This window comes from Actinomycetospora sp., from assembly GCF_055612215.1.
The window spans coordinates 1-12208 of sequence record NZ_JBVPVA010000162.1; the positions used below are offsets into that span (position 1 = coordinate 1).

Consider the following 12208-nt stretch of genomic DNA (forward strand, 5'->3'; position numbering starts at 1 on the left):
AGCGCGTCGACGTCGACGGAACCGTCCTCGGCGTAGGGCAGCGCGACCTCGCCCAGCGCCGCGCCCTGGCCCAGCGGGAACCACAGGTCGAACAGCGCGTCGAAGGTCTGCCGTTGCCCGGAGCGGCGCAGCAGCGCGGCCGCCAGTCCCTCGCGCAGGTGCTCGCGGCGCAGCAGGTCGATCTCGGCCATGACCGCCGCCGCGTCGACGGTCTCCCCCGGCCCGACGTCGACGTGGTGGGTGCGCAGCGCCTGCACGAAGTCGACGAGGTGGGCGGGCAGTCCTCCCGGGGCGAGCGGAGCGACGGGGGAAGCCCTTCTCGGGGTGCTCATCAGTTCAGGCGGAGCTCCGACGAGGCCTTGACCAGGTCGGAGCGGTGCTTGAGGACGACGCCGAGGCTGGTGCGCACCGCGTCGTCGTCGAGGGTGTCGAGGCCGAGCGCGACGAGCGTGCGCGCCCAGTCGATCGTCTCGGACACCGACGGCGCCTTGCGCAGGTCCAGCCCGCGCAGCACCCCGATGATCCGCACGAGCTGCTCGGCCAGGGCCTCCGGCAGCTGCGGGACCCGGGAGGCGACGATCCGGCGCTCGAGCTCGGCGTCGGGGAAGTCCAGGTGCAGGAACAGGCAGCGCCGCTTGAGGGCCTCGGAGAGCTCGCGGGTGGCGTTGGAGGTGAGCAGCGTGAACGGCCGCTGGGTGGCCGTGATGGTGCCGAGCTCGGGGACGGTCACCTGGAAGTCGCCGAGCACCTCCAGCAGCAGGCCCTCGACCTCGACGTCGGCCTTGTCGGTCTCGTCGACCAGGAGCACCGTCGGTCCGTCCCGCCGGATCGCGGTGAGCAGCGGGCGGGTGAGCAGGAACTCCTCGGAGAAGACGTCGTCGCGGGCGTCGTCCCACTGCTCGCCCTGGCTGGCCTGGATGCGCAGCAGCTGCTTGGCGTGGTTCCACTCGTAGAGCGCGCGGGCCTCGTCGATGCCCTCGTAGCACTGCAGGCGGACCAGCCCGGCGCCGGTCGACTCGGCCACCGCGCGGGCCAGCTCGGTCTTCCCGACGCCGGCGGGGCCCTCGACGAGCAGCGGCTTGCCGAGGCGGTCGGCGAGGAACACCGTGGTGGCGACGGCGGTGGAGGCGAGGTACCCGACGTCGGCGAGCCGGGTCGCGACGTCGTCGACGGAGTCGAAGAACGTCGTGCGGCCGGTCGAGTCGGTACCCACGGGACCGCATCCTGCCCGCTGATCGGCCGCTTGTCCGCTCCTGGTGGCGTCGACCGCGCAACGGCCTGCGGAACGGCGCACCATGGGTGGGATGACGACCACGGAGCCCGCGCCCCTCGCCCGTCTCGAGGACGACGCCCCGACCACCCGGCTGAGCATCCCCGGGCTCGGCACCCTCGAGCTCTCGCGCCCGGAGCTGGCCTTCGTCGGCGGGATCGCGGTCATGGGCGTCCTCGGCCTGCTCGAGTGGCCCATCGCGGTCGTCCTCGGTGCCGGCCACCTGCTCGCCGCCGACCGGAGCAACCGGGCCGCCCGCGCGCTGGGGCAGGCGATGGAGGAGGCGGAATAGGCCCGCGGGCCGTCCATGGCACGCTGACGCCCGATGACGGCGCAGCGCACGGGCGTCGGCACCCTCGACGCCCCGCCGTCGCCGGGGCCGCCGAGCGCCCCGGGATCCCGGGCCCTCCGCCCGATCCCGCGCCTGCTGCTCGCCGTCGGCGTCGCCCTCGTGGTCACCGCCGGGCTGGTGGCCCGGCTCGGCCTCGTCGGCGGGGACGCCGTCGGGGCCGCCGACAACGCCGACGGCGCCCGCCTGTTCTGCGTGGTCGGGCTCGTCCCGGACGCCACGGACCGGGTCGCATCGGGCCACGGCGTCGTCGTCACAGAGTTCCGGACCGGCGGGCCGGGCTGCCGCGTCCCCGCCCCGGTCACCTCGGCCCGGGTCGTGCTGGAGACGACGTTCTCGCTCGCCGCCCGCCTCGACCGCTCCCCGCCCGCCCCGGACGGCACCACACGGTTCAGCCTCGAGTGGCTCGGCACGGCCTACACGGTCCTGCTCGGTCTCGGGGCGGGCCTCGCGACGTGGGCGGTCGCCGGGGCGAGCGCGCGACGCCGGACGGGCCGGGTGCTGCTCGTCGTCGTGCCCCCGCTCGTCCCGCTGCTCGCCGTGCCCTGGTGGACCCGGTTCCTGGTGTCGGCCTACGGCGAACCGGCGGGCCTGCTCGGCGCCGCGTGGCTCGCCTGGGGCGTACTGGCGGTCGCCCTGACCCCCGCGCGGGACCGGGTCGTGCGTGCGTCGGCGCTCGGCCTGGCCGTCCTCGGCGGGGTCGTCGCGGTCACCGCGAAGCCGGGCTTCCTGCCCGTCGGGGTCGTGACGGTGCTCGCCTGCCTGTGCGTCACCGTCGGCACCCGCCGCTGGTGGCGGCGCGTGCCGGGCCTCGTCGCGGCGCTCGTCGTGGTCGCGCTCGCGCTGTCGCCCGTGCTCGCGGGGCTCCGCTACCAGGACGAGCTCTACGAGGTCCCGAACACCCACGACCTGGTCTTCACCGCGATCCTGCCCGAGTCGGGGCCGGCGGCCCTCCCGGCGCTCGGGCTGCCCCCGGAGGACTGGCGGGCCTGGGGCGAGCACTCCTACCTGCACGGCGGCCGGGACGTGACGGGCTGGGACGAGACCCCCGGGCCGCGGACGAGGGAGATCCGCGCGGCCGCCCGCCACTGGGTGGCGACGCACCCGGCGGTCGCGGCGGCGATGCTGCGCCGCGGCCTGGACGCGACCCTCCGCCCCCAGGTGCCCTACCTGGCGTCCACGACGGCGGGCCCCCGCACGGTCAGCGGGTCGGTCCCGATGGGACCGGTGCCCGAGGGCGACCAGCACATGGGCGTCACGTTCGCCTACCTCGACGGGCTGCCGGGACGGTGGGTGCCGCCCACGGTCGTCGTCGTGGCCCTGCTGGCGGCGGCGTCGACGGTGCTCCTCCCCCGCCCCTCCCGGCGGCTCGGCGGCGTCCGGGGGCTGCTGCGCGCGGCCGGGGTGCTCGCCGCGGCGGGCGTCGGGACCGTCGCACTCGCCACGCTCGGCGACGGGTACGTCGAGCTGGCCAAGCACGTGTGGCTGGGCTCCTACCTGCTGCTCGTGACGGCGACGGTGCTGGTCGGGGCCCTGGTGGCGCTGGTGGTCACGCGCCCGGGCGCTCCCACATCGTGACGCGGACGAGGGCGAGGAACCCGAGCCGGCAGTAGACGCCCTGGCCGTCGTCGCTGGCGAGGAGCACCGCGGGCAGCTCGGGGGCCACGTCGAGGACGGCGGCGGTGATCGCCGCGCCGAACCCCCGCCGGCGGGCCGGCGCGAGCGTGGCGACCCAGTCGACCTCGACGATCCCGTGGTGCACCGAGGCGCCCGCCGTCGCCACCGGCACGCCGTCGGCGTACCCCACCCGCAGGTGCGACGACGCGGCGAGGGCGAGGTCGGCGATCGCGGGGGCACCCGCCTCCGCCAGCCCGTGGGCGGCGACGAGGACGCGCCCGAAGTCGGCGAGGGTGGTGGCGTCGGTGACGGCCCGGACGTCGAGGCCGGGTGCGGGCGATGGGGTCGGCCCGGGCGGGCGGAGCATCAGCGGGGGGTGGCCGACGCGGACGAGGCCGTGGGCGGCCAGGTCGGGCGTCGGGAACACCGAGAGCACCACCCACCACCGCTCCGGCGGGAAGAACGCGGCCGCCGCGGCGACCACGCCCGGCCACTCGGCCTCGGCGAGCGGACGGGTGGCGACGACGGCGTTGTCGTAGCCGTACGGCGAGCGCAGGTCGGCCATGCGCGCGCCGTCCACCCACTTCTGTCGGCCACCGGTGCGGGCCGCCGTCGTCGCCATCCGCTCGACGTGGGCCAGTACGAAGCGCCGGGCGATCGTGTCGCCCGCGGGGACGCCGGGCTCCCACCCCGTGGTCAGGTCCGCCGTGTCCATGCCGGGATGCTCCCGCTCGGGTGACCCGGGTCACAAGCCGCCGGTCAGCCGCCGGATCCCCCGGACCCGCCCACGGTGTCGGGCCCCTGTGCCACCGTGGATCCCATGACGGTGTCCTCGCCCACCCACCCCGATCCGGCTGTGACCGACCTGCGCGCCGACGCCGAGGCCACCCTCCAGCGGCTCGCGGGCCCGGACGCCACGCTGCGCGAGGACCAGTGGCGGGCGATCGAGGCGCTCGTGGCGCAGGGGCGGCGGGCGCTCGTCGTGCAGCGCACCGGCTGGGGGAAGTCGGCGGTGTACTTCGTCGCCACCGCCCTGCTGCGCGCTCGCGGCAAGGGGCCGACGGTGATCGTCAGCCCGTTGCTCGCGCTGATGCGCAACCAGATCGAGGCGGCCGCGCGCGCCGGCATCCACGCGGTGACGGTGAACTCGGCCAACACCGAGGGCTGGCAGGAGGTCTACGCGCAGGTCCGGGCCGGCGAGGTCGACGTGCTGCTCGTGAGCCCGGAGCGCCTCAACAACCCCGAGTTCCGCGACCAGGTGCTCCCCGAGCTCTCCCGCACCGCGGGCCTGCTGGTCGTCGACGAGGCGCACTGCATCTCCGACTGGGGGCACGACTTCCGGCCCGACTACCGCCGGCTGCGCACCCTGATCTCCGAGCTCCCCGACGGCGTGCCGGTGCTGGCCACCACGGCGACGGCGAACGACCGCGTGACCACCGACGTGGCCGACCAGCTCGGGGTGAGCGTCGGTCAGGGCGAGGCGCTGGTGCTGCGCGGCGAGCTCGACCGCGAGTCCCTGCACCTGGGCGTGCTGTCGCTGCCCCGGGGGACCGACCGGTTCGCCTGGCTCGCGCAGCACCTCGACGACCTGCCGGGCTCGGGCATCGTCTACACGCTCACCGTCTCCACCGCGGAGGAGCTCGCCGCGTTCCTGCGCGAGCGCGGGCACGCCGTCGCGGCCTACACGGGCAAGACCGACCCGGCCGAGCGGGAGCGCATCGAGGACGACCTGCTGGCCAACCGGGTGAAGGCGCTGGTCGCCACGAGCGCGCTCGGGATGGGGTTCGACAAGCCCGACCTGGGGTTCGTCGTGCACCTCGGGGCGCCGCAGTCGCCCGTCGCCTACTACCAGCAGATCGGCCGCGCGGGCCGCGGGGTGGAGCGGGCCGAGGTCCTGCTGCTGCCCGGCCCGGAGGACCGCGACATCTGGGCGTACTTCGCCTCGCTCGCCTTCCCGGCCGAGCCGCAGGTCCGGGTCGCGCTGTCGGTGCTGGGCGACGCCGGGCGGCCGATGTCGACGGCCGCGCTCGAGCCGCGGGTCGAGCTCTCCCGCGGGCGCCTCGAGATGATGCTCAAGGTGCTCGACACCGACGGCGCCGTGAAGCGCGTCAAGGGCGGCTGGGAGGCCACCGGCGCGTCCTGGGAGTACGACGGGGCCCGCTACACCGGCCTCGCGAAGGCACGGCGGGCCGAGCAGCAGGCGATGCTCGACTACATCGCCACCGACGGCTGCCGGATGGAGTTCCTCCGCCGCCAGCTCGACGACCCGGGCGCCGAGCCGTGCGGGCGCTGCGACAACTGCACCGGCCGCCACCAGGACCCGACCATCGGCGAGGACGTGCGGGTGCAGGCCCAGGAGGTGCTGGACCGCCCCGGGGTCCCGCTCGCCCCGCGCAAGCAGTGGCCCTCGGGGATGGACGCCCTCGACGTCCCGCTCAAGGGCAAGATCAAGCCCGAGGAGGCCGCCGAGGAGGGCCGGGCGATCGGACGGCTCACCGACGTCGGCTGGGGCCCGCGCCTGCGCCCGCTGCTGCGCGGCGACGACCTCGCGCCCGACGCGGTGATCGACGCGGCCGTCGAGGTCCTCAAGGCCTGGGACTGGGCGGCGCGGCCGTCCGGGGTGGTGTGGCTGCCGAGCCGGGAGCGCCCGGCGCTGGTTGAGAGCTTCGCCCAGCGGATCGCCTCGATCGGCCGGCTGCCGCTGCTCGGGGCGCTGGCCGACGCCGCGCCGCCCCGCTACGTCGACCCCGAGGACGACGCCGAGCCCGAGCAACCGAACTCCGCGCAGCGGCTGGCCGAGGTCTACCGGCGGCTGTCCGTCCCGTCCGCGGTCGCGCCCTCCGGGCCGGTCCTGCTCGTCGACGACGTCACCGACTCCGGTTGGACGCTCACCGTCGCGGCGATGCTGCTGCGCCGGGCCGGGGCCACCGCCGTCCTGCCGCTCACGATCACGACGACCGGCTGAGCCCCTCCGCCCACCCGCGCAGGGTCCACTCGGCGACCGCGCCGCTGGTGACGAACGGATCGCCGACGACGAACTCCTCGGCGGCCTCCCGGGTGGTGAAGACCGCCATCGCGCTGCCGTCGAAGGGCTCGGTGAGCGGGCCGGCCATGAGGACGAGGCCGCGCGCCGTGAACTCCTGCAGCCGGGCAACGTGCGCGGGCCCGTGCTCCAGGACGAGCGGGAGGAAATCGGGGACGCCGCGGTAGGTCGTCACCCAGCAGGTCGGGGCGGGCGGTTCCATGCGGGTCATCGTCCCGCCGGTCGGGCGTCCCGGCGAGGGGCGCTCCTCGCCGATGGAGCCGACCGAAGGGACCCCTCGCTCAGGACCGCCCCCACACCGACACGCCGGCGCTGGACGTGGCCCCATGGGCCGACCAGAGTGGCGGAGCACCCCCTGCCCGGAAGGACCCTGGTGGACACCCGCGCCAACACCGTCGACGGCGTCGTGCGCCGCAGCGCGCGCCGCACGCCCGACCGCACCGCCCTGGTCTTCGCCGACCGGTCCTGGACCTACCGCGAGCTCGACGACGCGGTCAGCCGGGCCGCCGGGTGGCTGCGCGGGCTCGGCCTCGGGCAGGGCGACCGGGTCGCCGCCTACGGCCGCAACTCCGACGCCTACCTGCTGAGCTTCCTCGGCGCGGCCCGCCTCGGCGCGGTCCACGTACCGATCAACTACGCGCTGACCGGCGAGGAGCTGGCGTACCTGGTCGAGCAGTCCGGCAGCAGGGTGCTGATCGTCGACCCGCAGCTCGCCGTCCACGTCGAGGCCCTCGCGACCCGCCCCGGTCAGGTCGTCCCCATGCGCGACGCGCCGGGCAGCCTGCTCGAGGCCGCCCGCACCGGGGAGGTCCCCGACCTCGAGGACGTCACCGTCGCCGACTCCGACCTGGTCCAGCTGCTCTACACCAGCGGCACCACGTCGAAGCCCAAGGGCGCGATGATGACCCACCGCGGGCTGGTCCACGAGTACGTCTCGGGCATCCACGCCCTGGAGATGACCGAGGACGACGAGCCGCTGCACGCGATGCCGCTCTACCACTCGGCCGGGATGCAGCTGTTCATGCTCCCCTACCTCGCCGTCGGCGCGACCAACCACCTGATGGAGGCGCCCGACGTCCCGGAGATCCTCCGCCGCATCGAGGCCGACCGGATCGGGGCGCTCTTCCTCGCGCCGACGGTGTGGGTGCCCGCGGTGAACCACCCCGACTTCGCCACCCGCGACCTGTCGAGCCTGCGCAAGGCGTTCTACGGCGCGTCGATCATGCCCGGCCCGATCCTCGCCCGGCTGCGCGAGCAGCTGCCCGGCCTCGGGGCCTACAACTGCTTCGGCCAGTCCGAGATCGGCCCGCTCGCGACCGTCCTGCAGCCGGCGGAGCACGACGAGCGCCCCGACTCGTGCGGGCGCCCGGTGCTCTTCGTCGAGCTGCGGGTCATCGACGACGCGGGGAACGACGTCGAGCCGGGCGGGTCCGGCGAGGTCGTCTACCGCTCCCCGCAGCTCTGCGAGGGCTACTGGGACAAGCCCGAGGAGACCGCCGAGGCGTTCCGCGACGGGTGGTTCCACTCCGGGGACCTGGTGCGGATCGACGAGCAGGGCTTCATCACGGTCGTCGACCGCATCAAGGACGTCATCAACACCGGCGGCATCCTCGTGGCCTCCCGCGAGGTGGAGGACGCGCTCTACACGCACCCGGCGGTCGCGGAGGTCGCCGTCATCGGCACCCCCGACGACCGGTGGATCGAGGCGGTGACGGCGTTCGTCGTGCTGCGCGAGGGCCGGGACCCGGGCGGCGTCGACACCGAGGGGCTGATCGCCCACGCCAAGGAACGGCTGGCGCGGTTCAAGGTCCCCAAGACGGTCCACCTCGTCGACGAGCTGCCCCGCAACCAGTCGGGCAAGCTCCTCAAGCGCGTGCTGCGCGAGAAGGTCTGAGCCCCGCCGTGCCCGCCACGCCCACGACGCCGTTGCCGCCGACCTGGTTCGTCCGCGGCGGCTGGTGGTTCGTGGTGCACGTGGGCAGCCTCGGCATCCTCGCCGCCGTCCCCTTCACGCACGCCGCGGTCCGCTCGCGCCGCATCGGGCACGCGGTCCTCGCGGGCGTCGTCCTGGTGATGACGATGCTCGCGTTCCTGCTCGTCGGGACGGCCGAGCACGACGCGGCCGGCCACGTCGTCGGGTTCGCCGCCCACCTCGGCGGCACCCTGTTCGGCCTGATCCTGCTCGCCGGGCTGGTCGGGCTCGTCGTCGTGCGCGCGCAGGTCTACGACCCGCGCCCACCTCGTCCCCCGGCACGGGCGATCCAGCCGGCCCACGCGCGGGCCCTCGCCGCCCGCGCGCGCCGGGACGAGGCCCGCCGCCTCGTCGTCGCCGACCCGCTGCTCGCCCGGGAGCTGCGCATCGGGCGGCCCGACCTGGCCCCCAAGTACGACGACGGCGGCCTCGTGGACCTCAACGCCGCGCCCGCGCGGGTGGTGGCCGCGGTCTGCGGCATCGACCCGGTCCAGGCCGTGCGGATCGTCCAGGCCCGCCAGGCGGCCGGGCGGTTCGCCGCTGTCGACGACGTCTTCGCCTGGGCCGATCTGCCCATCGGGCTCTGGGACCAGGTGCGCGACCGCGCCGTCGTGCTCTGAGCCCGTGCCGTCACACGGATCCCACGAGATACCAGGGACCGGGGGACCCGGTGCGCACGGCCACGAACGGGCGACGTAGCGTCGCTGGATCGATCCGCTGACCTCGCTCCCCCGTCCGCGGCGCGGCGCCGCGCGACGGGACCGTGTCCTCACCACGGTGGCAGGCCTTCCCGGAGCCCTGACGCACGCCGCGACCGACCTGCGCGCGCTCGCGATCCCGCGACGCGTCGCCGTCCCGCTCGCCGCCGGGGGGCTCGCCGCCACGGTGACGGTGCTGGGCCTCGCGCTGCGCATCGGGCTCCTCCGGCTCCCGCTGCTCGGGGGCGCGCTCCTCGGCGTCGGCGACAACGGCGACGCCTACCGCCTCTTCTGCACGGCGGGCCTCACCCCGGACACGCCGAGCCGCTTCACGCTGTGGCGCGGCGTCGTCGTCACCGCCTTCACCACCGGGGCGACGCCGTGCACCGCGGCGCCGTCGTCGTCGGCGACGCTGCTCGGACTCGTCGTGCCCGACGGCCCCGGCCTGTGGTCGCTCACCAGCTACGCCTGGCTGCTCGCGGGCCTCGCGGCGCTCGGGGTCGGCCTGGGCGCGGCGGTGCTGGCGTCGGTGCGGCCGGCCCGTGCCGCGCTCGTGGCGATCCCGCTGCTGCCGCTGCTGGTGGTCTCGTGGTGGACGCGGTTCCTCGTCTCGCTCTACGCGGAGCCGACGGCGCTGGTGGCGACGGTCTGGGTGCTGACCGGCCTGCTCGTCGTCGCGGGGACCCGGCCCACCGACCGCGTCCCGCGACTCGTCGCGCTCGGCCTGCTCGCCCTCGGGGGTCTGGTCGCGGCCACGGCCAAGCCCGGCTTCATCCCGATCGGCGGCGTCGCGGGCCTCTGCTGCGCGTTCGTCGCGGTCCGGGCGCCCCGGGCCCGGCGACCGGTGCGGGTGGTCGCGCGCCTCGCCGGGCCCCTTGTCGCGCTCGCGCTCGTGGCGGGTGCCGCGACTCCGGTCGCGGAGGCCGTCGTGGGCCAGGAGCGCAGCTACGCCGCCGTCAACGCCCACAACCTGATCTTCACCGCCCTCATGCCCGAGATCGGCCCGGACACCGTGGTGCCCGCCGTCGGGCTGCCGCCGGGCGCCGCCCTGCACTCCGGCGAGGGCTTCTACGTCACGGGCGGGATGGACGTGCCGGGCTGGGCGAGCGCCGTCGGCGACCGACCCGCGGAGGCGACCGCCACCGCCCACACACTGCTGCTGGAGCACCCCGCGGCGCTCGCGACGATGGTCGGGAACGGGCTGACCGCGACGATGCGCCCGCAGCTGACCTACCTGCCCTCGTCGCCGCGCGGCACGGCCCCCGAGCACTTCGAGGGCCGGACCGTCTACCCGGAGGCGGGCCCCGAGACGGTGCTGCTGAAGGGCTGGCTCGCGAACATCGGCGTCGGGTGGTTGCCGTGGGCGACGGTGCTCGCGGCGCTCCTCGCGGGGGCGGCGACGCTGCTGCCGCGGGTGCGGCGGGCGGACCCGCTGGCGGTCGGCCTGGCGCGGGTCGCGGCCGCCGCGGCGCTGCTCGGGCTCGGGGTGGTGACGCTCGCCGTGCTCGGCGACGGCTACTACGAGCTGTCCAAGCACGTGTGGCTCGGGTCGTACTGCGTCCTGGTCAGCGGCGTGACCGGGGCGGCCGCCGCCGTCGTCGGGACGACCGCCCGCTTCCGCCGTCGGTCGGCCTAGCGGTCTCAGGCCAACCCGACCGCCGTCGAGGCAGGCACCACCACGAACTGGCGCAGGCACAGGTCGGTGAACACCACCGGGCCGCGGGGCCCGGGCACGTGGTCGACGTTGATGCCGGTCTCCGGGACGCGCCGGAGCTTGAAGCCGTCGAGCAGGCGCGTCGTGGCGTTCCAGAACGCGCCGGTACCCGCGTAGGTGTCGAGGAAGACGCGGGCCGAGGCCTCGTCGGCGGTCACCACGGTGGCGGCGAGCCCGGAGGTCTCGCGGTTCGCGATCGCCGCGGCGTCGGCCGGCCCGTCCGCCGGGGCCACCGTCACCGTCGCCTCGTGCCCGTCGTCGAGAGCCCACTCGTGCCCGAGCGCGTGCTCGTGCGGCGGCAGCGACGCGCGGATGCCGGCGTCGGCGAGCTGCCCGACCAGGCGCGGGTGACCGTGTCCCAGTGCGGGCGGTCGACGAGCAGCAGGTTGAGCCGGTTGCACACCCCGAGCCGGTCCACCGACTCGGCGACGAGCTGCGCGGTGAGCGCCGGGTCGGCCGCGCGGTCGACGTAGAGCACGCCACCGCCGTCGGCGTGCGCGAGCGTCCGCACGCCGTGCTGCGCGGCCTCGAGGCCCAGCGCGCGGGTGGTCTCCCCCGAGCCGCGCAGGATCACCAGCCCGATCAGCCCGGGCCGGCGCACCAGCTCGACGGCGCACTCCCGGCGGGCGTCGCCGACGAGGGTCACCGCGTCCGGGGGCAGGCTCGCGGCCTCGAGCGCCGGGGAGACGACGTCGGCCATCAGCGCCGTCGCCGACGCGAGCGCGGCGCCGCCGGTGCGCAGGACGCCCGCGTTCCGGGACTTGACCAGCTGGGAGGCGACGTCGACGACGACGTTCGGGCGGGCCTCGAAGTTCGCGCCGATGACGCCGACCGGGCGCCGCCGCTCCACCAGGCGCAGCCCGTCGGGGCGCTCCTCGAGGACGGTGTCGCGCGGCGGCGTCGGGACCTCGGCGAGCTCGCGCAGCGAGTCGGCCATCGTCGCGAGCCGGTCCTCCCCGAGCCGGAGCCGGTCGACGAGCGCGGTCGTGGTCCCGGCGTCGAGCGCGGCGACGACGTCGGCCTCGTTCGCGGCCGCGAGGGTCGGGGCCTTGGCCAGCAGCAGGTCGGCCATCCCGCGCAGCGCCGCCGCGATCTGCGCGTCCGTCGCCGCCGCCATCGCCGGCGCGGCCGCGGCCGCCCGTTCGCCGCAGTCGGTCACGATCTCGGACGGGCTCGTCCGGGTGGGCGCGCTGGTCATCCGACCAGTATGCCGCTGCCGCCGCGCGCCTCCCCCGCGTGCCCGCGTGCCCTCGCGCGGCGCCGCCGGCTGTCACCGACGGTCACGGGGACCGACCGTCGAGCCCTCGGTGCCCACACGCTAGGCCGTTGATCATGCCGAGGGCACCGTCCGGGAGCGGTGCCGTCGGCATGATCAAGCGCCTACGGTGCCGTGCACGAGACGGCCGTGCCCGGGCCGCGGCACGGAGAGTGACCGGAGCCCCGAGGCGGACGGCGACGCCCGGCGGCGTCAGACCGACGCGGGCGCGGGGTTCCGGACCCGCACCGGGACGAGGTCGTCGGCGTGCACGACCTCCCGGCGCAGGT

The 12208-nt window shown here is 76.0% G+C and carries 9 protein-coding genes and 2 pseudogenes; 6 read left to right on the forward strand and 5 right to left on the reverse strand.

Annotated elements, in window-relative coordinates; translation table 11 throughout:
- Together AC0CYZ_RS04575 and AC0CYZ_RS04580 are read right to left on the reverse strand one after the other, a co-directional pair.
- Positions 1-332 (reverse strand): annotated as a pseudogene (locus AC0CYZ_RS04575) (hypothetical protein); the annotation flags it as partial.
- Positions 332-1213, reverse strand: coding sequence for an AAA family ATPase (locus AC0CYZ_RS04580; RefSeq protein ID WP_472212777.1), 882 nt, complete (start codon positions 1211-1213; stop codon positions 332-334). The gene AC0CYZ_RS04580 and the pseudogene AC0CYZ_RS04575, both read right to left, overlap by 1 nt.
- Positions 1214-1304: 91 nt before the next feature.
- On the opposite strand from AC0CYZ_RS04580, the gene AC0CYZ_RS04585 reads away from it, so the two are divergent.
- Together AC0CYZ_RS04585 and wsfD (AC0CYZ_RS04590) are read left to right on the forward strand one after the other, a co-directional pair.
- On the forward strand, positions 1305-1562 hold the full coding sequence (locus AC0CYZ_RS04585; RefSeq protein WP_472212779.1) for a hypothetical protein: 258 nt from the start codon (positions 1305-1307) through the stop codon (positions 1560-1562).
- A 33-nt stretch (positions 1563-1595) separates the two neighbouring features.
- Complete coding sequence (gene wsfD, locus AC0CYZ_RS04590) at positions 1596-3197, forward strand: glycan biosynthesis hexose transferase WsfD (RefSeq protein WP_472212782.1); 1602 nt, start codon at positions 1596-1598, stop codon at positions 3195-3197.
- Here the strand turns inward: wsfD (AC0CYZ_RS04590) and AC0CYZ_RS04595 are convergent.
- Positions 3169-3951, reverse strand: a complete 783-nt coding sequence (locus AC0CYZ_RS04595; protein ID WP_472212784.1) for a GNAT family N-acetyltransferase — start codon at positions 3949-3951, stop codon at positions 3169-3171. The two genes, wsfD (AC0CYZ_RS04590) and AC0CYZ_RS04595, sit on opposite strands and share 29 nt — an antisense overlap.
- A 105-nt stretch (positions 3952-4056) precedes the next feature.
- Between AC0CYZ_RS04595 and AC0CYZ_RS04600 the strand changes: the two genes are divergently transcribed.
- Positions 4057-6201 (forward strand): RecQ family ATP-dependent DNA helicase, encoded by a 2145-nt coding sequence (locus AC0CYZ_RS04600; RefSeq protein ID WP_472212785.1) that lies wholly within the window; start codon positions 4057-4059, stop codon positions 6199-6201.
- Here AC0CYZ_RS04600 and AC0CYZ_RS04605 read toward each other — a convergent pair.
- A complete protein-coding gene (locus tag AC0CYZ_RS04605; RefSeq protein WP_472212787.1) occupies positions 6185-6481 on the reverse strand; it encodes a YciI family protein in 297 nt (98 codons plus the stop codon). The two genes, AC0CYZ_RS04600 and AC0CYZ_RS04605, sit on opposite strands and share 17 nt — an antisense overlap.
- A 168-nt stretch (positions 6482-6649) precedes the next feature.
- On the opposite strand from AC0CYZ_RS04605, the gene AC0CYZ_RS04610 reads away from it, so the two are divergent.
- The 3 genes from AC0CYZ_RS04610 to wsfD (AC0CYZ_RS04620) all read left to right on the forward strand — a co-directional run bounded on the left by AC0CYZ_RS04610 (position 6650) and on the right by wsfD (AC0CYZ_RS04620) (position 10585).
- Complete coding sequence (locus AC0CYZ_RS04610) at positions 6650-8173, forward strand: acyl-CoA synthetase (protein ID WP_472212791.1); 1524 nt, start codon at positions 6650-6652, stop codon at positions 8171-8173.
- 8 nt (positions 8174-8181) lie between these two features.
- Positions 8182-8871, forward strand: coding sequence for a helix-hairpin-helix domain-containing protein (locus tag AC0CYZ_RS04615; protein ID WP_472212788.1), 690 nt, complete (start codon positions 8182-8184; stop codon positions 8869-8871).
- A gap of 157 nt (positions 8872-9028) precedes the next feature.
- A complete protein-coding gene (gene wsfD / locus AC0CYZ_RS04620; RefSeq protein ID WP_472212789.1) occupies positions 9029-10585 on the forward strand; it encodes a glycan biosynthesis hexose transferase WsfD in 1557 nt (518 codons plus the stop codon).
- A gap of 5 nt (positions 10586-10590) precedes the next feature.
- Here the strand turns inward: wsfD (AC0CYZ_RS04620) and AC0CYZ_RS04625 are convergent.
- Positions 10591-11861 (reverse strand): annotated as a pseudogene (locus AC0CYZ_RS04625) (aldehyde dehydrogenase family protein).
- Positions 11862-12208 lie beyond the last annotated feature (347 nt).